This window comes from Desulfosporomusa polytropa, assembly GCF_055380075.1.
The window spans coordinates 3447373-3473238 of the sequence record NZ_AP042400.1 but is presented as its reverse complement, the minus strand read 5'-3'; the positions used below and the strand labels follow the sequence as shown (position 1 = coordinate 3473238).

Here is a 25866-nt window from a genome sequence, read left to right as displayed (position 1 = left end):
GTTCGCCATTGTCGCACTTGTTTTTTTATGCTATATTAAAAATAGTGAAATAATGAATAAGGAGAGGCAATAAAAAGTGGCGAGATGTGCAAGGAAGCAAAGTATAAGCGGAATATATCATGTTATGCTAAGGGGAAATGAGCGTAAGAATATCTTTATTGATGAAGAAGATAAGAACTATTTTTTAAATACACTACAGAAAGTGAAAGAGAACTGTACTTATGAGTTATATGCGTATTGTTTAATGGATAACCATGTGCACCTGCTGATACAAGAAAAAGCAGACTGTCTGCAGAGAACTATGAAAAGAATAGGTGTCATCTATTCTTACTATTTTAATAAGAAATATCAAAGGATTGGGCACTTATTTCAGGATAGATACCGCAGTGAGACGGTGGAGGAAGAAACATATGCCTTAACAGCGGCACGATATATTCACAATAACCCAGTAGAGGCCGGAATCGTAAAAACTGCCGAAGAATACAAGTGGAGTAGTTACCAAGAATACATCGATAATAGTACTAGTGTAAAAAAACTAACTGATGTAACATTTTTGCTAGCTATGCTATCCGACAAAATGGAAAAAGCAATCATTCGATTCAAAGAGTTTACCAAAGAAATGGCAGACGATAAATTTATAGAATGCGGCGACAGTGATATGAAAAAAAATGTAGGTGTATCGTCTAATTTACAGCATGAAATCACTTGCGTATTGCAGCGGCATGGATTTAGCATAGAAGAATTTAAAAAATGCAGTGATAAGAACCAACGTGATAGCTTGCTTAGAGAGATAAAAGAAGGTACTCGCGGTTCAGTACGGGAATTGTCAAGAATTATGGAATTAAGTAAGGATATAATATTTAGGGCATAATATGCTATGCTACAATCAGGAACCGTCCCCTGTCGCAACGCGGACAGCCTATCGCCTTGGTCATGGATTATCTTAAATTGGCTCTGGCGGAAATTGGCAATATCTCTGAGCGACGCACCAATCGTTTGCTTGATGCTCATTTAAGTGATTTGCCGCCTTTCCTGACAGCCTATCCTGGCGAAGATTCCGGTTTGATGATTACCCAGTATACAGCTGCTTCCTTAGTATCAGAAAACAAGGTGCTTGTTCACCCAGCCAGTGCGGATTCCATTCCTACCTCGGCTAACCAGGAAGATCATGTAAGTATGGGAACCATTGCCGCCCGGCAGGCGTGGGAAATTTTAAATAATGTCCGTTATATCCTGGCGATTGAGTGTTTGGCGGCTGCACAGGGCATTGATTTCTTGTCACCGTTGAAACCCGGCAAGGGTACCGGCGCAGCCCATAAGGCCATTCGTGAAGTAGTGCCTCATTTGGATGAGGACAGAATGCCTGCCCCGGATATCCAGAGCATTTATGATTTAATCGCTGACCGGACACTGGTAGTAAAAGTTGAAGAAGCGATTGGCACGTTAAAAATAATGTAATACCAAGGCGTTTTTTAAGAAATTTGTGTTTTGAATAGAGCAAGTACCCATAACTTAGCTGTGCTTAGGTTATGGGTACTTGCTTTTCACGTTTCGCCGGTATCTTGCCCCCTGCAGGTTGCGTGGGTGGCCGGCAAGAGCTATGGATTTATCGAGCAGTGCGACCGGGACGGTCTTTAATATCCATCGTGAGTAAGATTGCCATTCATTACCATCACTTCATTTGTTTGAAAGTATGGTAGTTAAGAATATGCGTAAAAATTCCGATTAAATAATGAAATAGCAAAATTCGTTAAAATACACTTGAATATACAAAGTATTGAATCAAATTGAAGGTGTGATAACATGGCCAATATTCTTATTGTAGATGACTCTATGATGGAAAGAAAAGTATTGGGTGATATTATGACAGCACTTGGGCATAGCGTTATAGGGGAAGCCAAAAATGGCGAACAAGCGTTGGAAGAGTATATGAAGTTAAAACCTGATCTTGTTACAATGGATTTGACTATGGGTGGCTGTGATGGTGCCGAGACTACCGCCCAAATTATAAGTGCAGATCCTGAAGCTCTTATTATTGTGGTAAGCGCACATCAAGAGAAACGTGTTATTTTGAACGCTTTGGCGCAAGGTGCCAGACACTTTATTGTCAAGCCCGTATCGGTAGACGCAGTGTCTGTGGTCCTGACTAACGTATTGCAACAGCCATTTGATAAAGAAAAACATCATGAGTTGATTAGCCGCGTTAAGAGTAGCTGGGATGCCCAGGAAAAAAGCCTCAAACGGCGTTCGGCGCGCATTCTTATTGCCGACGATTCGGCATTCATAAGACAAATGCTGCGGGACGTTGTGACAGCCTTAGGCCATGTGGTGGTGGGTGAAGTTACTAACGGTGCGCAAGCCTTTGTCGAGTATGCCCGATTAAAGCCGGATTTAGTGACAATGGACCTAACTATGCAAGGCTTAGGGGGTGCCGAGGCTATCTCGAAAATTATAGCTATTTATCCTGAGGCGCGCATTCTCGTGGTTAGCGCCATGGGGTCCCGGGAAGTCATTATTGATGCTTTGAAACGAGGGGCCAGACATTTTATTGTAAAACCTATTCGCCAGGACAAAGTCGCTACAGCTATAGAAGAGGTACTCCAGCAGAAGTTTGATTTGCAAAAACATTTATACAATGTTCATAAACTTAACGCAAGTAAGAATACGCGGGCTTTGGTAGATGTTGAAACCAAGTATGCGGCTCCCTATGCCATCAACAGGCAGGACGATAAACTTATTCGTGTATTTATCAGCGCGAGCCTTACGTTAACCAGTTTTCAGGCCCTGCTGGTCGAGTTGGAAGAGTACTTAGACGATAAACCAAGGCTGTTGCTTGATTTTGGTACAATGTCAAGGCTTGATCCACCATTATTTGAGCAATTCAATGAGTTGATCCAAACTATAGAAAACAATTTCGGTTTAGTACGGGCTATTTCGAATAGTAAAGAATTCTCAAACTCAATTACCAGCATTGAGCTTGAAAATACGAGTAACCTGCTGGCTGATGTACTTAGGTATTCAGAAAATTGAGATATACAGTTAAATTTTATTATCTTTAAAATTATCGCTGATTAGTGCCTGTCGCCTAATGGTCATTTCAATTCGTTCAATAGGCAGCATTCGCATGATGACTACGCAAACAATGCATTCCATACTTAGATAGCTTGCGTTAAATAGGAATGAATATAGATATGGCGATACCTCCGGCGGCGCATAGCTGGCAAAAAATACGATACCGGAAATATAATGGAATATAAACCGGCCAATAATACCGACGACGGTTCCCACCAGATACCGCTTTTTGAAATATCCCGCTAAGCCTAAAGCCATAAAGGGTAACGGATAATCAAATAACACCTGTACCGGGTGCAAGATATAGGGATCTTGGATCAAATTAATCAAACCATATAAAAACCCGGTGAGATACCCGACCGCAGGGCCGTAAAAAAACGCCATAAGAAGTAGAGGAATCATACTGCCAAGAGTTATGCTGCCCCCTTGAGGCATATGGTATAGCTTAAATGCGTGCAGGATGGTGGCCAGAGCAAGCGCAAGTCCGATATGGGCCATCATTCTGGCGGTAAATGTAACCTTCTTCATCCGCAGCAGCGCTATGACTAACAAAATGATTCCTCCCAGAGTCAATAGTGTAGTCGGGCTTGCTACAATCGTTGAGAGGTTTTCTACCAAGTTACCTTTCATACCTTTACCCTCCATTTGGAAAATAATTTAAGCCGCAGTCCTTTTGTAGGACTGCGGCTTTTCCCTATTACTTCAAGTCGCTTCCCTACGCTGGTATTATCCAGATCAGGTTAAGGGTTAATGAAATACTGATTTCATCTCTCAGCCCGAAGGCACCCCTAGCATATATGGAATTTTATTCCACTATAGCACTATTTTTTTTACACCACAAGTAATATATAAGTTTTGTAACTTTTGTTCTTATTTTTCACGCTTCCATTGTAAATAAACTCCCAATAAGCCTTCATCCACTGACACAGATACTTCCTGGCAATCGGCTAACGGCTGATTACTAATTGCGTAGGGCAGGTTGCGTTGGAGTTCGGCTTTTTGTAAAGGCCAGCGCACACCGTCAATCGTAACACCTAAACAGCAGTTTGATAAGGAAATCAGGGATATGATGTCAGGCATTACTTCAGCTTGTATCCTTACTGTATCTTGGCCTGATAAAAAAAACAAGACTTCAGACTCATCGGCGGCAATACCTTTGACGCCAAGTGCTTCCCAACCGGCTAACGATTGGATGTTACTAAAAGCATGGTCAAACCGTCCTCCCCATACACCGGAGACAATCGCGGTAGCCGTACCGTACATTTCTTTCGCTCTAAGCAAAGCAAGCTGAAGATCGGTATAATCCTTATCCTCAGGATAAACCTCAACCGGAACGCCCAGACTCTTCCCCCAAGCCCACGCTTCCGGGTTGGCGCTGTCACCATCACCGATAATTCGTTCTGGTGTTATACTGGTTTGCCGGCAAATATGGATGCCACTGTCAATACACCATACGGGAAAACTTTTTGCTATCTTCAGAAACCATTTATTTTCCGGCGGTCTCCCGCCTGCAGTCATCAACAGCGTTGCTTCTGGCAGAGGTTTTCTAAACGAAAGTTTAACTTGCGGTAGCTGTAAACTATGTGCCATCTTTTACACCTGTCCAAATTTCAATACTTCAGATTATTTACTTCACCCTTGTTGTCTTATTATCCTTCTTTACCCGAATGTCATTTGCAGTTGACAAAATATTACATCGTTAGTCTCCTTCAATATGGGTGCGCCCATCAAAGGGTATGAGCACGAGGTTCTGGGTTTGGGGATGATATAGCAAAGAAAAAGAACGGCTGACGGTTGTAATACCAAGGCGTTTAAAGGAATTTGTGTTTTGAATAGAGAAAGTACCCATAACTTAGCTGCGCATAGGTTGTGGGTACTTTTCTTAGTATTGTTAAATCACTCCTATGCATGGAATGGGAGATGTTCGGAGGGCCACTTTGCTGTCGACAGAGAGCTCTCTGCTTGCATGAAAAGGAACGTCTGCTGGAAGGCATGGATGCAGCTAAGGCCGATTTCGGTAGCAAGCGAAAAATGGAGGCTTAATGGAATGTTTGATCTGATTATTAAACTTGATGATGAACTTCGCATTAAGACGGTGCAGCGGGTTAACGAAAACTCTGCGCTGTTTGAAGATGCTACCTATGCCGGATTGATAAATCAAAAAATTGACCATGTATTGGGTGGTGCTCTAACAGAGCACGGAATGGTAGAACTTAATAATAAATTTTACCGATATCGGTGTATCGCCGAAGCGGCGGGGAAAGTGTTATATGTAAGCAGTGACGGAATACTGCTTGATTTTTATAAACAAATTTTTGAACATATGTCCGAAGGGGTTCAGATATATGATCGTAACGGGTATTTTTTATTTGCCAATCCTGCCAGTGAGACCTTGGAAGGGTATGACAGCCGGGCCTATCAGGGAAAGCATCTGCTCGATATTTACGATGTCAACGAAGAATACAGTACAGTTCTGACAATTTTAAGGACAAAAAAGCCGGTTGCTAACCGGTGTGACCGCTTCAAGACCAAGAATGGCACAACATTGACAACCATTAATTTCGGTTATCCATTGTTTGTTGACAACAATTTGTATGGTGCCGTTGTTTTTGAAAGCGATTTGTCGGTATTAAAACGGCTGGAAAAACGCACGTTCAATCTGGAAGCGTATATTGGCAGTACAGTACCTGACGGCCAAGCCGCGATGTACACCTTTGATGATATTGTGCACCAAGCTGACAATATGAAAGATGTGATTCATTTTGCCAAAAAAGTCTCGCTTACTGATTCAGCAATCCTGATTGTCGGAGCCACTGGAACGGGAAAAGAGCTTGTGGCGCAAGGCATACACTCATTTAGCTCCAGAAGATATAAGCCCTTTATTGATATTAATTGTAGTGCTGTACCCGGAAATTTGTTTGAAAGCATATTTTTTGGCACAGAAAAGGGGGCTTTTACAGGCAGTGTTAGCAAGCCGGGCCTTTTTGAAACAGCCGATGGCGGGACTATTTTTCTTGACGAGGTTAATTCCATTAGTCCGGAGATACAGGTTAAGCTTTTGCGGGTATTGCAGGAAAAACGGTTTCAGCGGATTGGTGGCAGCAAATATATACAATGTGATGTGCGAATCATTTCGGCAGCCAATGAAGATCTTAACGCGCTTATGCAACAGCAAAAAATCCGTATGGATTTCTATTATCGGATATCGACCATCAAAATTGATCTGCCGGCGTTGAGGGAGCGTAATCAGGATAGCCTTCTGCTGGCACGAAAATTTTTGCATGAATTGTGCAAACAGTATAGTAGGGAACCGCTAACGATTGCGGAAGAAGTGATTGTTGTGTTTCAACAATATGATTGGCCGGGAAACGTAAGAGAGCTTCATCATGTAATTGAATATGCTTTTAACCGCGCAGCCGATGATGCAAGTATACTAACGCTGGATTGTCTTCCCGGCTATTTACGGCCGCTGGAAAGAGAAGACTGCATAACCCAGCGAGGACCGGATACGAAAGTATATGGGTCAGAAGGCACAGGGACTTTTGATGAACATATGGAACGGTTTGAATACGAGTTAGTTCGCCAGACGCTGGCAGCAAACAACGGAAACATTACTCATAGTGCTCAACAACTGGGAATGAGCAGACAGAGCCTGCAGTACCGGATGAAGAAATTACAGCTTTGTGGTTCTTGACGCAAAATTTTTCTTACTATGATGCCAAGTTATTTGGCATCATATTTTATTTGCAATTGTAAGCTTTTTTGAAAAACCTAAAAAACAGTGCAAAAAAAATTGGCATTATTTTATTGAGCAAAACAAAGCAATAGTAATTTATTTGTGTTATTAACGAAAAATTCATGATGAGCTTATGGAAAATGAACGTATAACTTAGCAAAATCGTAAAATTGTTTTGACAAACTATGAAAATAGCAGAAAAAGTATCTTTATTCAGTATATTTCAACAAAATATCTACTAAACAAAGACACCGACTTATGCTTGGCACGAATTTTGCTTTAGAAATATAATGGAATATTCCTTGAAAATGCAAAGTGGAGGTGAAACCTAACCAGAACTGTACTGCTTTATAGGGTTTGCGTAAAAAATGTAAAGGGGGAACATTACATGTCGGTAGAAACAAACAAGATACGTAAAGGTGTTTTTTGGCCATCGTTTCTGGTCGTGGGAGGAGCCGCATTATTAGGCATTGTAAATAATAAAATGCTGACAGAGGTGGCTACGAATTCGTTTCTCTGGTCACTGCGGACGTTCGGTTGGTTGTACCAGGTTATTGCCATTGTGGCATTAATTGTTGTAATTGTTGTTACGTTTTCCAAATTTGGCGGTATTCGCCTAGGCGGGGCGGATGCTAAACCGAAGTATTCTTTTATGACTTGGTTTGCCATGGCGCTGACAGGTGGGATTGCCACCGGTGTAATTACCTACGGTGCCAATGAGCCGATCATCTATTTTGGCAATATCTACGGAGAAATGGCGCAAACCGGGGTGGCGCCAGGGTCGCCGTCGGCTGCGATTTATGCGATTGCCCGGTGTTTTTATAACTGGACTTTTATACCGTATGCGATGTATTCTCTCTGTGGGTTACTTGTTGCCTATATGTACTTTAATAAGAAAAAACCGTTGTCAGTAACAGCCACATTGGAGCCTTTGTTTGGTGAAAAAGTGACTAAAGGAATTTGGCCAAACGTGATTGATACCCTGTCCTTGCTGGCGATAGCTCTGGGGCTGGCGTCTTCTCTTGGTGCCGGGATCGCGCTGGTAGCCTCCGGTTTTGAGCTTTCTTATGGAATCAAACAGGGCCCGATGGTTTGGCTGGCGCTGGCGGCGTTGACGACGGCGACCTTTACGATTGCCTCAGTATTAGGTGTGGATAAAGGTATTAAGTGGCTGGCCGATTTCAATTCCAAGATATTTTATGTTATATTGATATTCTTGTTTATCGTTGGACCTACGTTGTATATTTGCCGAAACTCAGTAGCTGGCATGGCCTATTGGCTGCAGAATTTTTGGCAATGGGGTCTCGACCCTGCTGATATTGGCGGTGAAGCCTTAGTTATGTGGTGGACATTATATGACTGGGCCATCTGGATTGCGTACGCACCGCTTATGGGTATCTTCCTTGCCATGATTTCCTATGGCCGGACCATTCGTGAATTCATGATTATCAATTGGGTGCTTCCCTCTGTCTTTGGCCTTGTTTGGTTTGGTGTCTGGGGTTCGACAGCAGTTGCCTGGCAGATGACAGGAGCAGTGGATTTGATCGCCACCATCAAAACCAGTGGTGCCGTAGCCGGACTATGGACGTTTCTGGCCAATTTACCATTAAGCTCTGTGATTATACCAATAGTTATGATTACTCTTGTTATCTCCTTTGCCACTGCCGCCGATGCAATGACAACTACCATCGCGTCGATATGTATGAAGAATTCCAAACATGATGAAGAACCGCCACTATGGCAGAAATGTCTGTGGGGCATCTCCATTGGCGCAATTTCCTTTTTTATGGTAGCCTATGCCGGTGGTGCTCAAGGTGTTGACGGGGTTAAGTTTCTGGCGGCCGCAGGCGGATTTATGGTGTTGTTTATTTTTGTTTTGCAAGTGTTTTCTGCTATCAAAGTATTTTTTATTGATAAAATTGAGGAATAGAATTAGCATTATGAAGGGAAAAGGCAAATGGCTTTTCCCTTCATTAGGAGGCAGCTGTTATGGAAGAAAAAAAGAATGTTGACAATAAGCCACCTGTGGTGTTGGGTGGAGAAGTGACAATGGAGCACCTAGTGGCCGTGGCTCGTCAGGGTGCTCAAGTAGAGTTTTCTGAGGAATACTGCGAGCGGGTGGGAAAATCTCGGAAACTTGTGGAGAAATGGGTTGGTGAGGGCCGGGTGATGTATGGCATTACCACCGGCTTTGGCTCACTGTGTACGCAAGTAATCTCACCAGAGGAAACGGCACAGCTGCAGCGCAATATTGTGTTATCACATGCTACTTCAGTAGGGGAGCCTTTATCAATCGAAGAAGTGCGGGCAACGCTATTTATGGTACTGCAAAATGTGGGGCAGGGCTTTTGCGGTGCCCGACTGGAAACGGTAGAATTGTACCGGCAGTTTCTTAATCGCGGCCTTACGCCGTTTGCTCCCAGGGAGGGTTCGGTAGGCTATCTTAGTCCGGAAGCACACATGGCGTTAGTGTTGATTGGCGAGGGACAAGCCTATGTAAATGGTGTGCTGCTGCCTGCCAGAGAAGCGTTGCAGCAAGTGGGGCTTTTGCCAACAGAGCTGGCAGCCAAGGAAGGGTTAATCCTGGTTTCCGGAACCACCAGTGTGACCGCGCTAGGGGCGCTTGCGCTCTACGACATGTTAAATGCAGCAAAATGTGCTGACATTATTGGCGCTATGACACTAGAGGTGCTGAAGGGGACTACGCGCGCCTTTGATGAGCGTTTGATGAGCGTCAGGCCTCATGAAGAGCAACGCAGTACAGCTGCTAATGTAAGAAACATATTAAATGATTCAGAGATTGCGGCGCACTTTCGCGATTACCGTTTGCAAGATGCCCTGTCGCTTCGCTGTATACCCCAACTCCACGGCGCTGCCAAGAAAACACTGAAGGATGCATTAAAAACCATTGAGATAGAAATGAATTCTTGCTGTGATAACCCGATTTTGTGGCCGGAAGATGACGATGGTGAGGCTATTTCCGGCTGTAACGCCGATTCCTCATATGTAGGGATAGAGATGGATTCTGCCTGTATTGCGGCCACTGCGCTCGCCAAAATTTCGGAGCGTCGGAATAATCGGTTGGTCGATGGACAGCTATCAGGATATCCCAGTTTTCTTATTAAGAACCCCGGACTTAATTCGGGGTTAATGATACCGCAATATACACAGGCAGGCTTACTGAATGACATGAAGATATTATCACATCCGGCAACTGTTGATGGGATACCTACCTGCGGCAATCAAGAAGACTATGTAGCGATGGGCTATAATGCAGTCAAGAAAGCCAGACAGGTTGCCCAGAAGCTAGAGTTTATTCTGGCCATTGAGTTGCTGTCTGTCTATCAGGCGCACCAATTTATCGAAGATGACAAAGCGCCTGCGACGGCTGTCCAGACTGTTTTGCAGGAAATTGCCTGTACTGTACCTGTCATGAACGAAGATATCTACTTATATCCCCATATTAATAACCTAAGACACCTGATTCATACGCAAAAGATAGTGGCGTTGGTTGAAGAAAAGATCGGCAGACTGCTGTAATTTAGCTAGATAAGATTGCTTTTCCATTACCGCTGCTTGTGTTTAACAGGATTTATCACCGCGTTTGTCGAAAAATTTGTGATAAATGTACTGCGGCTAAGTATAAGGGGTAAGAGGATTGTTGAGATGAACGAATTATATGCGGTTTTGCTAGGGAGTCCTGAGGTTTACTGGAATGGAAAACGTCTGTTTTTTCCTTTTTCTAAGGCAGAAGCTTTATTATATTATTTGTTGGTGAAGAAGCATTCTTCGCGCGAAGAGCTGGCAGCCCTGCTGTGGCAGGATAAGGATGATGCGGCAGCCAGAAAAAATTTGCGCAACACACTCTATTTGCTAAGAAAGCTGACAGCAGAGGAATTGGTAGTAACACCCTCACGGGCGAAGGTACTGCTAAATAGCGATGTTGTTACTATTACCACCGATATTCAGGAATTTAACGAGGTCTCACAGGAAGAATCGCTGGTGTTATACAGGGGAGATTTCCTGGCAGGCTTTGCTTGCAAGGATGCTGAGCCTTTTGAAGCTTGGGTAAACAGGCAGCGTGACAGCTTCAAAGAGGATATGATTGCCCGGCTTACCAAGGTTATTGTCAGCCGTTTAAACAATAAGGAGTATAGTGCGGCAGAACGCTATCTTAAGCAACTGCTTCTTTGGGATGAATTCAATGAGAGTGCTTGTCGCACCTTGATGAGGCTGTATGAGCGATCTGGTGCTTTTGCCAAGGCAATGGAGCTGTATGACTGTCTAGCAGGCAAGCTTAGCAGTGAATTGGGAATTAGTCCGCAAGGTAAGACACAGGAAGCCTATGAACGTGTAAGAGGGAAGCTGGTCAGCCAGCTTTCGGTGCCTGCAGATCTGTCGGCAGAGAGCTTTTTTGGCCGTGAACGGGAACTGACATGGCTGAGAAATAGGGTGTCTGATTTCTGCGCAGAACGATCTTCCTGTGTGTGCGCTATTTTGAATGGCGAGCAGGGTGTCGGGAAGACTATGATCATACAGCGAATGCAGGAGATGATGACTGCCGATAATGTAACTGTGTTAAGAACCCAGTGCTATCAAGCTGAGCAGGATTACCCCTATAAAGCCTGGAATCTCATTTTTTGTCAGGTCATGGAGCTGCTAACCCAGCGCGGTGAAATATTGCCTGCTATCTGGTACCAAGTGATTTCGTATGTTTTTCCGGCCGTTCTCAGTAATCCTGCGCTGGTTGACCGGAATCAGGTAGTGAGTGGTTATACTATTCATTCTGGCATGATTGAAGAAGTTATGTGTGGTATCTTGGAAAAGGTTGCTACCCAGAGGAAAATTCTACTGCTTGTGGATGATATTCAATGGCTGGATGATCAGGGGCGGTTAGTGCTGCGCCAACTGCTGCGGACAGCCAGGCGGGATATTTTGTGCATCGCAACCTGCCGGAGCGAATATCAGGAACAAATGGAGTTGTTAACCGGTTATTTTGGCCAGAATGATTTGGTAGAGTACCTTACTGTTGAAAATTTCAGCAGGGAGGAAGTACTGCGATTTTCTGAGCTAATGTTGCCGGCAGATAAAATAACGGCAGGCCTTCAGCGAAAACTATATGAGTATACTGAGGGTAATGCTTTGTTCTTGGTGGAGAGCTGTAAGCTCATTAAAATGGGGCAAAATGTGAACTGTCTGTCCCCGCGTTTGCGCAGTGTTTTACAGGAACGCCTTACTGGGCTTTCAGAGAACGCCAGAAAGGTGCTTGATGTCATTTCCGCCTTTTTCAACAATATTGGCTATAATGAGCTGTTAGTTGTATGTGGGATGAATGAGTTTGAAATCGTGGAAGCCATCGAGGAATTGCAGCACAAACGCTTAATCCAGGAAATGAATGATGCAAGACTGGGCCTAAGAGCGCCGGTATATAAATACAGCCATATTCGAATTAGAAGCTATGTATATGAGCAATTGTCATCCTCAAGGAAAAGAATGATCCATAAGCGGGCAGGCAGCTATTTGGAAGAATTGATGGATAAGGATTCTTTCGGGCGGGATGTATATTCTGAGATTCTCTATCACTATTCGCAGATTAACGAAAAGAGCAAGGTGCTTGAATATACCATTAAGCTTGCTGAAAAATACTGTTGTCCGCAATATGAATTGTTTCCTGATTTTAGTGGGGCATATAATGGTTTTGTTTTTGAAAACAAACTGCAGATCATGGGCTATCTGGATAAAATTAAAACGTTGCTGGCTTCCTTGGCAGACGAACAAGTGCCCTGGGAGCGCTTGAACCAATTTCGGGCGGCTTACCTGGAAATGCTGGGTCGTTATCATATTTGGCGAGGGGATCACCTAACTGGCCTAAAGGCCATTCACCAGCTGCTGCGCCTTTCAGCTAAGAAAGGATTTGCAGATTATTTTATTAAAGGTTGTCAGCAAGTTGTGTATTGTGCCATTCAGATTCGCAGACCCAGACTTATCGAGCTTTTTGCCAATAAGCTGCTTAATACGGCACAAGAAGCCAATAAGGAAGAAAAAAAGGCTGTGATGCAGCGGTTTATGGGTATTGCCTATGCCTTGCGCCAGGAAAAAGATTTGGCAGAACAGTATTACCGCCAATCAATTTCTCAGTATAAGCGTCTAAGTGAAAGACCAGATGAGTTTAGCCTGCATATTGCCGCAGGTTATAACTATATTGGTGATTTACGGCGTATGGCAGATAATTTGCCTGAAGCGTTCTATTACTATGAACAGGCAATAAGGGTGGCCGGACGGGGCATTGGCAGTGCCGGGGTTGCTATTTTTCTGGTGAATGCTGGGTATACGGCTTATGATTTGCAGGAATATGGCAAGGCAGCTGCTTATTTGGAAAAGGCGCTGGCTATTGAAGGACAGTTTGGCGAGTACCAGGGTTATTGGTGCCGCAGAAGCTATTGTACGTTACATTGTATTCTGGCCTTATTAGCTATTAGAGACAACTGCCTGCAAAAAGGACGCAGCTATTTGGAAAAGGCGGCTGATTTTTCGCCGAAATATCAGGATGCGTATCAGGCCGGGATTATAGTAAGAACAAAACTAGAGATTAGTATCCAGATGCAGCGGGATACCCAGGTACAAGAAGCTTTTGCAGACTATATAGCCTTATCCAGTGAGGAATATTACCGGCAGGGACAGAAAATTTTTGGTAAAACGGGAAATATAGTGGAACAAAGCAGGCTGGATAGTATATATGCAGCAGCAAATATGTGATAAAAATATGTAAAAAGACCAAAGCCGCAGGAGAAGGTTTTGGCTTTTTTACTAATTTGGCAGTAAAGAAGTCTGCAAATCGTGCCTATCGATGGTTTTGACGTTTCGTAGACGCAAGCATGCTATAGTAGTTGCAAAAGGTATATTTGGAGGGGTAATAATGTCTTTAAATAACAAGGGAATTGCGAATGCTATGACAATTAAACTGGACAATGTGTTACCGGAAATGACAGTATTTCAAGAGGGAATTCGTCGTGCACCCAATAGGGGCTTTCGTTTGACTCAGGCTCAGACCAAGGTGGCGTTGAAAAATGCGTTGCGTTATGTACCTGCAGAACTTCATGAAGTATTGGCACCGGAGTTTATGGAAGAGCTGCGCACCCGCGGGCGGGTTTACGCCTACCGGTATATGCCTAAAGGGAAAATCCATGGCAAGTCCATTGATGATTATAAAGGAAACTGTGTAGAAGGCAAAGCATTTCAGGTCATGATTGACAACAATTTGGACCCGGCAGTTGCCCTCTATCCATATGAACTGGTTACCTATGGCGAAACAGGCAGTGTCTGTCAAAACTGGCTGCAGTACCAGTTAATCAAAAAATATCTTGAGGTTATGAATGACCACCAAACTCTTGTTGTGGAATCAGGCCATCCGCTGGGGTTATTCCCGTCCCGGCCGGAAGCACCGCGGGTCATTATCACCAATGCGCTGATGATTGGCATGTTTGACAACCAGGAAGACTGGGAAATTGCCGAGCAAATGGGTGTGGCTAATTATGGTCAAATGACGGCTGGCGGCTGGATGTATATTGGGCCGCAGGGAATTGTTCATGGTACCTTTAATACTCTGTTGAATGCAGGTCGTCAGCGATTGGGCGTACCGGCTGACGGCGATTTGCGTGGCCATTTGTTTGTTTCTTCCGGCTTAGGCGGCATGAGCGGCGCTCAGCCTAAGGCTATTGAGATTGCTGGCGGTGTGGGGATTGTGGCTGAAGTGGATTATTCCCGGATTAAAACCCGTTATGACCAAGGCTGGGTCGGCAAGGTTTCAGCGAATTTGGAAGAAGTATTTGCCTGGGCGGAGGAGTCCTGCCTGAAAAAAGAATCAGTTTCTATCGCTTATCATGGCAATGTGGTGGATTTGCTGGAATATGCAGTTAAAAACAATAAACACATTCCGCTGCTTTCTGACCAGACCTCCTGCCATGTCGCCTATGATGGCGGTTATTGCCCGCAGGGCCTGAGCTTTGAGGAACGGACAAAACTCCTGGCAACAGACCGGCAGCAGTTCCATGAATTAGTGAATAAGAGCTTACGACGTCATTTTGAATTGATTAAAATACTGACAGAGCGGGGAACATACTTCTTTGATTATGGTAATGCTTTCTTGAAAGCCGTGTATGACGCGGGTGTTAAAGAAGTATCCCGAAACGGATACGACGAGCGTGATGGCTTTATTTTCCCGTCTTATGTTGAGGATATCATGGGACCTGAGTTGTTTGATTATGGTTATGGCCCGTTCCGTTGGGTCTGCCTGAGCGGCAAACCAGAAGATTTGCACAAGACAGATAAGGCGGCTATGGACTGCATTGATCCCAACCGGCGCGGACAAGACCGTGATAACTATATCTGGATTCGTGATGCCGAGAAAAACAAACTGGTTGTAGGGACGCAAGCGCGGATTTTGTATCAGGATGCGGAAGGTCGTCTCAAGATTGCGCTGAAGTTTAATGAGATGGTTCGCAATAAGGAAATAGGGACAGTTATGCTGGGACGTGACCATCACGATGTTAGCGGTACCGATTCACCGTTTAGAGAGACGGCTAATATTAAGGATGGCAGTAACGTTATGGCCGATATGGCGGTACAGTGTTTTGCCGGCAATGCGGCAAGAGGTATGAGTCTGATTGCTTTGCACAACGGCGGCGGCGTTGGCATTGGTAAATCCATCAATGGCGGCTTTGGCATGGTGCTTGACGGCAGTGAACGGGTTGATGGAATTTTGCGCCAGGCTATGTTGTGGGATGTTATTGGCGGTGTAGCTCGTCGGGCTTGGGCCAGGAACGAACATTCCATTGAAACCATTGTGGAATTTAACCAGCAGTACGCCGGGAAAGGGCACGCAACCCTGCCTTATATTCCGTCAGAAACCCTGATTGACAGTATTGTTGATAAGGTATTTGCCGATAAGTAGGATAGCAACATAAGGAAGGAGCAAAACGATGGCAGGAGAAAAATTGCTTATTAAACATGCGGCTGAATTGGTCACCTGCGCCGGAGCTGCCCCCAAAATGGGGGCGGCGATGGCTGATATCGGTATTATTCCGGATGGCGCATTACTTGCTGAAAATGGTAAAATTAGCTGGGTAGGGCCTACTGCAGAGTTGCCGGTACAGGATGAGGCGCAGTGGGAGGTCATTGACGCCAGCGGACAATGCGTTATGCCGGGGTTTGTTGATTCTCACACCCACATGGTATTTGGCGGCTACCGGGCTGAGGAATTTTTCTGGCGACTGGGAGGTACGCCCTATCTAGAAATTTTAGAGCGCGGCGGCGGCATCTTGAATACGGTTCAGGCAACCCGGTCAGCTAGTCTGGAAGAACTAAAAGCACTGGCTCTTGGGCGGCTTGACAATATGCTGGCAATGGGTGTCACTACTGTTGAAGGTAAAAGTGGTTACGGCTTAGATAAGGAAACAGAATTGCGGCAATTGGCCGTAATGGCTGAACTCAACCGGGAACAGCCGGTTGAAATTGTGCCGACTTTTATGGGGGCGCATGCGGTGCCGCCTGAATATAAAGGCCGTACTGATGAATATGTTGATTATATGATAAAAGAAGTATTGCCAGCCGTAGTCGAGCAGGGGGTTGCTGAGTTCTGTGATGTATTCTGCGAACAGGGGGTATTTTCGCTGGCGCAATCCCGGCGGCTTCTCAAGGCGGCTCAAACTATGGGTTTGAAGGCAAAACTGCATGCCGATGAAATTGTCGCTTTGGGCGGAGCTGAACTGGCTGCCGAACTGAATGCTTGCTCGGCTGATCATCTGCTACAGGCATCAGACGCAGGTATTGAGGCTCTAGGAAAAGCCCATACGGTCGCTACGGTACTGCCCATGACGGCCTTTTGCCTGCGCGAACCGTATGCGCGCGCCAGAAAAATGATTGACAGCGGGGCAGCGGTGGCCTTGGCGACAGACTACAATCCTGGCAGTTGTTTTAGTCATTCTATTCCGATGATAGCGGCGCTTGCTGCTATTCAATTAAAACTGGAACCGGCCGAAATTGTAACAGCGTTGACCATTAACGGGGCGGCAGCGGTAAACCGGGCAGATAGAGTAGGCAGTCTGGAAATCGGCAAACAAGCAGACATTGCTATTTTGGAATATCCGTCACATTTGTATTTAGTGTATCACGCCGGTATGAATATTGTGGACAAAGTAATCAAACAGGGTCAGCTTGTCTCGAATAAGGCAGGCAAAAAATAGTGTTAAAAAGGGAGTTACTATTGTGGGAAAACTTGTAGAATGTGTACCTAATTTTAGTGAAGGACGGCGGCCGGAGGTAATTGCGGCTATTGTTAATGAAGTGAAAAATGTGCAAGGCGTCACACTGCTAAATGTTAATTCCGACGCCAGCCATAACCGTACGGTTGTTACCTTTGTTGGTGATCCCCAGGCTGCTAAGCAGGCTGCATTTAATGCCTGTGCGAAAGCAGCTGAGCTTATCGATATGCAGCAGCATCAGGGAGCGCATCCTCGCGTTGGTGCCACTGACGTCATTCCGTTCATTCCGGTAAGTGACATTACTATGGAAGAATGTGTACAGCTTGCCAATGAACTGGGCCAGGAGATTGGTGAAAAACTGAATATCCCGGTATATCTATATGAAGCAGCTGCTAAAACCCCGGCAAGAATCAAGCTGCCTGATGTCCGTAAAGGTGAATATGAAGGCTTAAAAACAGCAATAGCCACGCCCGAGCGTCAGCCTGACTATGGTCCTGCCCACATGCCGGCAGCCGGTGCGACAGTCGTTGGTGCCAGACAGTTTTTAATCGCCTATAACATCAACTTAAGCACCAGTGATGTTACTATAGCTAAAAAAATTGCCACTAGTATCCGCGAAGCCAAAGGTGGTTACAAGTATTGCCGCGCTATGGGGGTTATGATTGAAGAACGGAATATGGCCCAAGTTACCATCAATATGGTCGATTATACCAGTACACCGCTGCACCGGGTGTTTGAGACTGTTAAATCCGAAGCCGCGCGTTATGGCGTAAGCATTATTGGCAGTGAAATTGTCGGTATGGTGCCGCTTCAGGCACTCATCGATACAGCTGATTTCTATCTGCGGCTGGAAGGTTTTGAACGTAAACAGGTACTGGAAGAAAACCTTGGGTAAGGAGGCCGATACTATGTTAATGCAAATGAAAGTTACCGAGTTTCTGGAAGAACTGGGCTCAAACTCACCAGCTCCGGGTGGCGGCAGCATATCGGCTTTGGCGGGAGCACTTGGCGGCGCTTTGGCGGCCATGGTCTGCCGACTGACAGTAGGTAATAGCAAATATACGGAAGTACAGAGTGAAATAGCAGGTATTCTGGCCCAAGCTGATCAAGTAGCAAGTGAGCTAGCCGGTTGCGTTGATGCCGATACCGAAGCCTTTAACAAGGTTATGGCAGCATATAAGCTCCCCAAAGCAACCGAAACTGAGAAGATGGCGCGCAGTGAAGCTATTCAGCAGGCAATGGTAGCTGCCACCAAGTTACCGCTGGGTGTTGCCGCCAACTGCTTGAAGGTACTGTCCATGGCGGTGAGGGTATTAGCCATTGGCAACAGCAATGCTGCCAGTGATGCGTCTGTTGCCGGACTGATGGCTCATGCCGGTTTGCATGGTGCATTATACAATGTGAAAATTAATTTAAGCAGTATAAAAGCCCAACACATCCAAAAAGATATTCAGGTGAAAGTGGCAGACATTGTTGCAGAAGACGAGTGTCTCCACCGGGAACTGTTAGCAGTTGCCAGTAAGGTTATTGGGTAGTATTTTTTCGTTAAAAAGGACTGAACTCAAAATAATGAGTATCAGTCCTTTGACGTATCAATATTCTTACAGTGGTGACTGCTTACAGTTCAAATGAGGAGGAACAGGGATGGATCAACTAAAGGCCGCAATTCATTCGGCCGAGCTTTACCAAAAACTGAATACGCTTGACTGTAGTATATTGATTGCCGATGCAGAAGGAACAATTGTACATTTTCTTAATGCTGAGGGTTTTACCTTACATACCCAGGCTGGTGATAAGGTGGCCAGTGGCGGTGCCGTAGATGAATGCCTGAAAACCAAACGCAGTGTGCAAAAATTACTTCCTCAGGAATTATATGGCTTTCATGCCAAAGCATCCTGTATGCCGATTTTTGAAGAAGGTCAACTAGTAGGGGCTATTTCGAGTGCTGTTAGCATTGAAATTCAACATACTCTCCGCGAAGCCTCGCAGTCGATAGCAGCTACAACCGAACAGTTATCTGCCACTTCGGAAGAAGTCGCAGAGACGGCAACTCAGTTAGCTGGTGATTTGGCAACTATCCGTAGTAATGGGGAACATGTTCTTGCCGATATACAAAAAACGGATGACATCTTGCGATTTGTAAGCGATGTTGCTGCAAACTCGAATTTACTTGGTCTTAATGCTGCCATTGAAGCAGCGCGTGCCGGTGAACATGGTAAGGGGTTTGCGGTTGTAGCCGAGGAAATTCGCAAAATGGCTGTAAACAGTGCAGAAGCGGTAACCACGATCAAAGCAATCCTTCAAAATATACAGAAAGAAACAAATTTGCTGGTTAGTACGGTCACTCATACCACCGAAGTCGGCGAGCGACAGGCGGCAGCAACTGAAGAAATATCGGCATCATTGCAACAATTGGCCTCATCAGCCAGTGAGGTTGAGCGAGTGGCCAAGCTGCAACGATAGCTTACATATAATACAAAAGAAGACCGTTGATCACCTAGCTGAGATGGCTGGCGGTGGGAGCGATCTTCTTTTTATTTGTTCAGCATACTTTCCTTGCTAAAGTAAAACCATATGGATGGCGATAATTGCGGTAGCAGGCAAAACGATGTTACAATAAACTTATTATATCGCAGAAAAAAGTTTGCAAGCGCAGGTAGGTGATGCATTGCCAACACACCACCTACCTGTAAAAGTCTTTAACACATGTACGTAGATACAATGCGGTACAACTTTGCCTGTGGAATATATAATTGGGTCTCCAAGAGGTGGGTTTATGAAAATTACTATTATTGCGCCCATGACCAATATTATGGATGCTGCCCGTGAGGCGCTCGCAAAACAAGACTTTAATTGGCGGGGCGAGATAGAAATAATACCTGGTCTCTTAGAAAACGGACTAGAACAAGCGTACCAGGCGGTAAAAAGAGGTACAGATGTTATTATCAGCCGGGGGGCAACTGCCTCTTTGATTGCGAAACACGTGGATGTTCCGGTAGTAGAGATTCAAGTTACTGCTTTTGATATTCTTAGAGCTTTAAAAAGTGTTGGCCATGTTTCAGGTACGGTGGGCGTGGTATTTATGCGGCGCTTTTTGTTTGAGTGTGAGAAACTGGGCGATTTGATGGGTATACCGATCCATGAGATGTTTGTGGAAAATGAGACACGAGCAGAAGCAGTAATCGAAATGGCCTGTCGGCAAGGCATTAGTACATTTCTGGGAGATGCTTCGTCGGTTAAGCTGCTGCTTGAGCATGGTCTAAAGGTGGTACTTATTGAGTCTTCAGTAGAGTCTGTGAGTAAGGCGATTTTTGAAGCCATCAATATTGCCGATGTACGCTTGCGGGAGCGGGAAAAGGCGGAATTGTTTCGTACAATCATTGATGCTACCGCTGACGGAATCATTGCCATTGATAAAGACGAACATATTACTACATTAAACCCGGCCATAGAACGAATGTATCAAATTCAAAGCGCAGATGTTATTGGTAGAAAGATCGGGGATATTATTCCAGATGATGGTTTGCGGGATTGTTTGACAGGTGATAAGTGTGAACGAGAAAGTGTACGGAGTATCAATAACCGGGTTTTTGCGATAAAACGAATTCCCATTAAGCTTGGCGAAACCATCGTCGGTGCTATTGCCAATGTACAGGATGTCACGCAATTACAGTATTTTGAGCAGGTTGTGCGACAAAAGTTAAATAAAAAAGGTCTTGTGGCTAAGTTTCACCTGGAGCAAATATGCGCTGCTTCGCCACAGATGAAAGTGGTTAAAGAACGTGTAAGGCAATATTCGGGTAATGATGCGACTGTGCTAATTACCGGTGAATCTGGAACAGGGAAAGAACGAGTCGCGCAGAGCATTCATAACTTAAGTCAACGGAAAACAGGTCCCTTTGTAGCAATAAATTGTGCGGCGCTGCCAGAGTCTTTATTGGAGAGCGAGCTTTTTGGTTATGAGGAAGGAGCCTTTACCGGAGCAAAAAAGGGTGGAAAGTCCGGCTTGTTCGAAGTTGCCCATGGCGGAACCATTTTTTTGGATGAGATTGGCGAGATGCCTTTATCCTTGCAGGCAAGGTTATTGCGTGTTTTACAAGAAAAAGAAGTAATGCGCGTAGGAGCTGACGGCGTTATTCCGGTAAATGTGCGCATATTGTCGGCTACGAATCAAGATATGATGCACCTAGTTGATGAAAAGAAGTTTCGGGTTGATTTGTACTATCGCTTAGACGTTTTGCGGCTGCATATCCCGCCGCTGAGAGAGCGGGTCGAGGATATTCCTGAGTTGATACAGAGCTTTTTGGAGAAATCTCCGCGCAGCAATATCGTAGGGATTACCGAAGCTGCGGTGAAATTCCTGCAAAAGCAATTTTGGCGAGGTAATATTCGCGAATTGGAAAATGTTATTGAAAGGGTAAAACTGCTTGCTGCTGGGCCGTTGATTGAGGAAATGATGGTTCGCCAGGAATTGGCTGCTTGCGGACATGCAATGAGTGGCACTGCAAGTGAAGCTAAACTGGATGTTGCGGCAAGGAATGAAATTGAACAAATATTGTTTGAGGAAAAATATAATTATACGAAAACTGCTCAAAGGCTGGGAATTAGCCGTACCACCTTGTGGCGCAAACTTCAGCAATGAAAAACATGATGAAACACTCTGCGAAACAATACGTTACATTTGAACATTGTGTTTCAAAATTACAGGGCGATAGTATACCCCAATGCAAGAATAACTAGCAAGGATAGATTAGTGGAATCCAGGCAGGAACGCCCGTTTATGGAGTGGAAAAACTAGTGAGACAAGTTGGCATGAAATTTGCTATTATATATTTAGTAGCGGCAGTGAATAAATAAGTTTTGGAGGAAAAGTTATGAATAAATTCAAAGCCATAGTTATGAAGGCCAAAGATAATGTTGCCACTGTGACTGAGGATGTTGAGGCAGGTTCAGATGTTTTGATCAACGTGGATGGTGAAACAGTAAGCCTGCATGTAACTGATCGAATTGCTTTTGGCCATAAAGTTGCAATCAAGAATATTGCCAAGGACGAAAAAATCATTAAGTATGGTGAAGTTATTGGAATGGCAACTACTGACATAGCGGCCGGACAGCATACTCATGTGCATAATATCGTAGGCTGTCGTGGGCGCGGCGACTTGGTAAGTAAATAACAAATATTGCACAAGGAGAGATAATACGATGAATTTTATGGGATATCGCCGTCCTGATGGAACGGTGGGAATTCGGAATCATGTACTGGTTTTACCGACGGTAAATTGTGCCAATCAAGTGGCGCGGGCTATTGCAGCAAATGTTAAAGGAACTGTTTGGGTAGAACATCAACATGGCTGTTCGCAGTTAGGGGCAGATGCAGAGCAGACAGTACGTGCTTTTGTTGGCCATGGTATTCACCCCAACGTCTACGGGATAGTTGTTGTCGGTTTGGGCTGTGAAGTGGCACGTGCTCAGGATGTGGCAGCAGAAATCAAAAAACAATGTCCGCACAAACCGGTCCATACCATCATTATTCAGGATGAGGGTGGCTCGTTTAAATCCATACAAGCCGGTGCAGTGGCTGCTCAGAACATGATAATTGAGGCATCGATGCTGAAACGCGAGCCTATTGATGTATCAGAATTAATTCTTGGAACCGAATGTGGCGGTTCTGACGCCTGCTCCGGACTATCAGGCAATCCGTCGCTGGGGGCGGCTAGTGATATTTTAATTGATGCTGGCGGCACGTCGATATTGGCTGAGACAGCCGAACTGATCGGGGCTGAGCATATTATTGCCGAACGGGCAGTGAATGACGCTGTAAAAGAGAAGTGTTATGCCACGATCAAGGCCTTTGAAGAGTCGGCCAAACAGATGGGCGTAGATATGCGGGGCAGTAACCCAACGCCAGGTAATATCGAGGGCGGGCTATCCTCCATCGAAGAAAAGTCACTAGGCTGTGTGTATAAGGGCGGGACTCGTCCGTTACAAGCTGTTATTGGCTGGGCAGAAAAAGTCACTAACAAGGGCCTGGTGTACATGGATACTCCAGGAAATGATATTGAACAATTGACTGGGATGGTAGCTGGCGGTTGCCACATTTGTGTATTTACAACTGGACGCGGCACTCCAACCGGATCGCCGATTGCACCTACCATTAAAGTTGCTACTAATACAGGCATGTTCCAAAGAATGAACGATAATATGGATCTTAATGCTGGTACAATCATAACTGGTGAGGAAACAGTTCAACAGGTCGGTAAACGGATATTTGCTGAAATGTTGGAGGTTGCTTCCGGAAAAGTTACTAAAGCTGAGGTATTAGGACATAACGATTTTGCGATTATGCGAATTGGCCCAACTATGTAATGGTGTATGTGAGCGAACAGTAAAGTGAGCTAACTATGCTGCAATTATAGGGTTTTAGGAGGAAATAGTAGTGGGGATTATACAAGAGTTGCTGAAGGGAATCGAATTGCCGCGTGTAGTAAAAATCCGTCAAAAATTTCAGGTCACAGAAATTAATGACATACCAGGAACTATGCATCAGGAGTTTGCGAAAGCAGATATCGGTGATAGGATAAAGAAGGGTATGCGTATTGCTATTGCAGTTGGCAGCAGAGGGATGGATAAAATTCCTGAGTTGGTTCGGCTAACTGTAGAGGAAATTAGACAGCGCGGTGGAGAGCCATTCGTCGTACCGGCCATGGGCAGCCATGGTGGCGCTACTGCTGCCGGACAAGCGAAAGTATTAGCTAATCTTGGCGTTACCGAAGAAAGTGTTGGGTGTCCCATCATTTCTTCGATGGAAGTTGTTGAAATTGGTAAGATTAGCAATGGACTTGCTGTGCATATGGATAAACAGGCCTACGAAGCAGATGGGATTGTAATTATTAACAGGATAAAGCCGCATACTGCCTACCGGGGCCCCTGCGAAAGCGGGCTGGCCAAAATGCTTACCATTGGTCTTGGTAAGCAAAAAGGTGCAGAAACCTGTCACATGTATAGCTTCAAGCATATGGCTGAACATGTTTTTGAAATGGCGAAAGTGAAGTTGGCCTGCTGCAAGGTTTTATTTGGTATTGCGACTATTGAGAACGCCTATGACAAGATATCAACATTGGTGGCAGTGCCGGCAGAGAAAATTATGGAAGTTGACCAGCAACTGCTGCCTGAAGCCAAAGCCAAGATGCCGCGAATACTATTTGATCCGGTCGATGTTCTGGTTGTCGATCAAATCGGTAAGGAAATATCCGGCGATGGCATGGACCCCAATATAACCGGGCGGTTTCCCACACCCTATGCCGATGGCGGGTTGGATGCTAACAAAGTGGTCGTGCTTGATTTGACAAAAGAGACCAATGGGAATGCCTGCGGGATTGGGGTCGCGGATTATACTACCCGCAAATTGTTTAATAAAGTCGATTTTGATTACACCTATTCCAATTTAATAACAAACACGACTCCGGGGCCTGCCCGTATGCCGATGATGCTGGCCGACGACCGGGAAGCGCTGCTGGTTGCAGTTAAGACCTGCAATGCTCGTGATATGTCAAAAGTAAAACTGGTTAGAATTAAAGACACTCTTCACATAGGAGAGATTATTATCTCTGAAGCGTTATTACCTGAGGCCGAGGCTAATCCGAATATTGAAATATGCGGTGAGCTTATGGAGATGGAGTTTGATGAGGCTGGCAATCTGTTGGGTTTATAAAAGGATGTTATAGTACTCAAAGCGAAAAAAGGACTGAACCTACAAAAGGGGAATCAGTCCTTTTTCGTTATATTTGGTGTATTATTTCGCAGTAAAGAAGTTTTTTGTGAACTGCATTATTTATATGCTATGCAAGTAAGTTTGTAATATTTTCTTATAATCAACATCATTTGGTGGGAGTTTTCCATTTGTAATTACAAATTTAATTATATCATCTATACTAGGTGTTACTCCTTTTTGCTTTAATATATCGGCCAAGTGATTTATGGTTCCAACACTTCCGTCAAACAAAACAGTTTCCTTTGTAAATGATTGTTGCAAAGCCTTATTAAATAATGGAAAGTGTGTACAGCCAAGAACGACAGCACCATAATCAGGTATCGCTAATGGTGCAAATTTCTGCTGCAAATACTGATATACATCTGAAGTGTCAAACTCAAACTGTTCGGCAAATTCTACCAAGCCGCCTAACGCCATTGTATCAACCATTTCTGTCGCATCAAGTCGATGAATTAATTGATGGAATTTTTCCTCCTGTAAAGTAAGACTGGTTGCCAAAACCAAAACCTTTTTACCTCTTTCTTTACAAAAAGCAACAGCTGGTTTTACAGCAGGTTCCATTCCAATGATCGGGAAACTATAATTCTTTCGCAGTTCCCCGACAGCAACACTTGTTGCCGTATTACAAGCGATCACCACGGCATCTACTTTGATTTTAGCCATATAATCCATACCCTTTTGGACGTATTGTTTTACTTCTCTTTTCGTCTTTTCACCATAAGGCAAATGCTCAATATCAGCATAGTAGGTGTAATCAGCAAATGGTAGTATTTTTAAAGCGTGACCAAGAACAGTTAAGCCGCCAATACCAGAGTCAAAAAAACCGATCTTCATCCTAATCCCTTCCTAGTTACAATTATTGTATTTATATTATCATGAGCAACTCCGTCAAAATAGAGAACTCCGATTTTGAAAAGTAGTGTCTATATAATACCATAAACTAGCAGCAGTAGGAATTTTGTATGGGAGTTGGCTGTTCTACTTCTACAACGTAGTGGCTGCTATTTGCCTGTATTACTGGTGGTTCG

At 44.6% G+C, this 25866-nt stretch carries 18 protein-coding genes, 1 pseudogene and 1 riboswitch; of the genes and pseudogenes, 16 read left to right on the top strand and 3 right to left on the bottom strand.

The genetic code is table 11. The annotated features are described in order from the left end of the window. Positions 1-76 precede the first annotated feature (76 nt). The 3 genes from ACZ449_RS18005 to ACZ449_RS17995 all read left to right on the top strand — a co-directional run bounded on the left by ACZ449_RS18005 (position 77) and on the right by ACZ449_RS17995 (position 3030). Positions 77-871 carry an REP-associated tyrosine transposase gene (locus ACZ449_RS18005; protein WP_464257438.1) on the top strand — a complete coding sequence of 265 codons (795 nt, stop codon included), beginning with the start codon at positions 77-79 and terminating at the stop codon, positions 869-871. Beyond that, positions 868-1458 (top strand): aromatic amino acid lyase, encoded by a 591-nt coding sequence (locus ACZ449_RS18000; protein WP_464261900.1) that lies wholly within the window; start codon positions 868-870, stop codon positions 1456-1458. The genes ACZ449_RS18005 and ACZ449_RS18000 overlap by 4 nt, the downstream gene beginning before the upstream one ends. A gap of 345 nt (positions 1459-1803) precedes the next feature. Continuing rightward, entirely contained in the window at positions 1804-3030 is a 1227-nt protein-coding gene (locus ACZ449_RS17995) for a response regulator (protein WP_464257437.1), read from the top strand. A gap of 9 nt (positions 3031-3039) precedes the next feature. Here ACZ449_RS17995 and thiT read toward each other — a convergent pair whose 3' ends face one another. Continuing rightward, a complete protein-coding gene (thiT, locus tag ACZ449_RS17990; RefSeq protein WP_464257436.1) occupies positions 3040-3702 on the bottom strand; it encodes an energy-coupled thiamine transporter ThiT in 663 nt (220 codons plus the stop codon). A 65-nt stretch (positions 3703-3767) separates the two neighbouring features. Continuing rightward, positions 3768-3872: riboswitch (TPP riboswitch) on the bottom strand. Between the two features lie 70 nt (positions 3873-3942). Further along, positions 3943-4662 (bottom strand): thiamine diphosphokinase, encoded by a 720-nt coding sequence (locus tag ACZ449_RS17985; protein ID WP_464257435.1) that lies wholly within the window; start codon positions 4660-4662, stop codon positions 3943-3945. Positions 4663-5119: 457 nt separating this feature from the next. Here ACZ449_RS17985 and ACZ449_RS17980 point away from each other — a divergent pair, with 457 nt between their 5' ends. From ACZ449_RS17980 to ACZ449_RS17920, 13 genes and pseudogenes are all read left to right on the top strand, one after another. Next, entirely contained in the window at positions 5120-6766 is a 1647-nt protein-coding gene (locus tag ACZ449_RS17980) for a sigma-54 interaction domain-containing protein (RefSeq protein ID WP_464257434.1), read from the top strand. Between the two features lie 430 nt (positions 6767-7196). Beyond that, the gene (locus ACZ449_RS17975; RefSeq protein ID WP_464257433.1) at positions 7197-8738 is read left to right on the top strand and encodes a BCCT family transporter; all 1542 of its coding nucleotides are present in this window, start codon (positions 7197-7199) and stop codon (positions 8736-8738) included. 59 nt (positions 8739-8797) lie between these two features. Then, entirely contained in the window at positions 8798-10348 is a 1551-nt protein-coding gene (locus ACZ449_RS17970; protein ID WP_464257432.1) for an HAL/PAL/TAL family ammonia-lyase, read from the top strand. A 126-nt stretch (positions 10349-10474) separates the two neighbouring features. Next, positions 10475-13564, top strand: a complete 3090-nt coding sequence (locus tag ACZ449_RS17965; RefSeq protein WP_464257431.1) for an AAA family ATPase — start codon at positions 10475-10477, stop codon at positions 13562-13564. Positions 13565-13724: 160 nt separating this feature from the next. Continuing rightward, the gene (locus ACZ449_RS17960; RefSeq protein WP_464257430.1) at positions 13725-15758 is read left to right on the top strand and encodes a urocanate hydratase; all 2034 of its coding nucleotides are present in this window, start codon (positions 13725-13727) and stop codon (positions 15756-15758) included. A 28-nt stretch (positions 15759-15786) separates the two neighbouring features. After that, positions 15787-17049: an imidazolonepropionase gene (hutI, locus tag ACZ449_RS17955; protein WP_464257429.1), complete on the top strand. Its 1263-nt coding sequence runs from the start codon at positions 15787-15789 to the stop codon at positions 17047-17049. 22 nt (positions 17050-17071) lie between these two features. Beyond that, positions 17072-17962 (top strand): glutamate formimidoyltransferase, encoded by an 891-nt coding sequence (gene ftcD / locus ACZ449_RS17950; RefSeq protein WP_464257428.1) that lies wholly within the window; start codon positions 17072-17074, stop codon positions 17960-17962. Positions 17963-17975: 13 nt separating this feature from the next. Next, entirely contained in the window at positions 17976-18602 is a 627-nt protein-coding gene (locus ACZ449_RS17945) for a cyclodeaminase/cyclohydrolase family protein (protein WP_464257427.1), read from the top strand. A 622-nt stretch (positions 18603-19224) separates the two neighbouring features. Beyond that, a pseudogene (locus ACZ449_RS17940) lies at positions 19225-19530 on the top strand (methyl-accepting chemotaxis protein); the annotation flags it as partial. Between the two features lie 313 nt (positions 19531-19843). Continuing rightward, on the top strand, positions 19844-21709 hold the full coding sequence (locus ACZ449_RS17935) for a sigma 54-interacting transcriptional regulator (RefSeq protein ID WP_464257426.1): 1866 nt from the start codon (positions 19844-19846) through the stop codon (positions 21707-21709). Between the two features lie 232 nt (positions 21710-21941). Next, the gene (locus ACZ449_RS17930; protein WP_464257425.1) at positions 21942-22241 is read left to right on the top strand and encodes a UxaA family hydrolase; all 300 of its coding nucleotides are present in this window, start codon (positions 21942-21944) and stop codon (positions 22239-22241) included. Positions 22242-22269: 28 nt separating this feature from the next. Beyond that, positions 22270-23433, top strand: a complete 1164-nt coding sequence (locus tag ACZ449_RS17925) for a UxaA family hydrolase (protein WP_464257424.1) — start codon at positions 22270-22272, stop codon at positions 23431-23433. A 70-nt stretch (positions 23434-23503) separates the two neighbouring features. Next, on the top strand, positions 23504-24778 hold the full coding sequence (locus tag ACZ449_RS17920) for a nickel pincer cofactor-dependent isomerase, group 22 (RefSeq protein ID WP_464257423.1): 1275 nt from the start codon (positions 23504-23506) through the stop codon (positions 24776-24778). A 120-nt stretch (positions 24779-24898) separates the two neighbouring features. On the opposite strand, the gene murI is transcribed toward ACZ449_RS17920, so the two are convergent. Beyond that, positions 24899-25672: a glutamate racemase gene (gene murI, locus ACZ449_RS17915; RefSeq protein ID WP_464257422.1), complete on the bottom strand. Its 774-nt coding sequence runs from the start codon at positions 25670-25672 to the stop codon at positions 24899-24901. Positions 25673-25866: the final 194 nt, after the last annotated feature.

What these genes read in the sequence shown, in the direction of transcription:
- ACZ449_RS17985 (WP_464257435.1), bottom strand. Translation starts at nt 4,662, where the DNA reads ATGGCACATAGTTTACAGCTACCGCAAGTTAAACTTTCGTTTAGAAAA.
- ACZ449_RS17945 (WP_464257427.1), top strand. Translation starts at nt 17,976, where the DNA reads ATGTTAATGCAAATGAAAGTTACCGAGTTTCTGGAAGAACTGGGCTCA.
- ACZ449_RS17960 (WP_464257430.1), top strand. Translation starts at nt 13,725, where the DNA reads ATGTCTTTAAATAACAAGGGAATTGCGAATGCTATGACAATTAAACTG.
- ACZ449_RS17975 (WP_464257433.1), top strand. Translation starts at nt 7,197, where the DNA reads ATGTCGGTAGAAACAAACAAGATACGTAAAGGTGTTTTTTGGCCATCG.
- hutI (WP_464257429.1), top strand. Translation starts at nt 15,787, where the DNA reads ATGGCAGGAGAAAAATTGCTTATTAAACATGCGGCTGAATTGGTCACC.
- ACZ449_RS17965 (WP_464257431.1), top strand. Translation starts at nt 10,475, where the DNA reads ATGAACGAATTATATGCGGTTTTGCTAGGGAGTCCTGAGGTTTACTGG.
- ACZ449_RS17935 (WP_464257426.1), top strand. Translation starts at nt 19,844, where the DNA reads ATGAAAATTACTATTATTGCGCCCATGACCAATATTATGGATGCTGCC.
- ACZ449_RS17980 (WP_464257434.1), top strand. Translation starts at nt 5,120, where the DNA reads ATGTTTGATCTGATTATTAAACTTGATGATGAACTTCGCATTAAGACG.
- thiT (WP_464257436.1), bottom strand. Translation starts at nt 3,702, where the DNA reads ATGAAAGGTAACTTGGTAGAAAACCTCTCAACGATTGTAGCAAGCCCG.
- ACZ449_RS17930 (WP_464257425.1), top strand. Translation starts at nt 21,942, where the DNA reads ATGAATAAATTCAAAGCCATAGTTATGAAGGCCAAAGATAATGTTGCC.
- ACZ449_RS17925 (WP_464257424.1), top strand. Translation starts at nt 22,270, where the DNA reads ATGAATTTTATGGGATATCGCCGTCCTGATGGAACGGTGGGAATTCGG.
- murI (WP_464257422.1), bottom strand. Translation starts at nt 25,672, where the DNA reads ATGAAGATCGGTTTTTTTGACTCTGGTATTGGCGGCTTAACTGTTCTT.
- ACZ449_RS17995 (WP_464257437.1), top strand. Translation starts at nt 1,804, where the DNA reads ATGGCCAATATTCTTATTGTAGATGACTCTATGATGGAAAGAAAAGTA.
- ACZ449_RS17970 (WP_464257432.1), top strand. Translation starts at nt 8,798, where the DNA reads ATGGAAGAAAAAAAGAATGTTGACAATAAGCCACCTGTGGTGTTGGGT.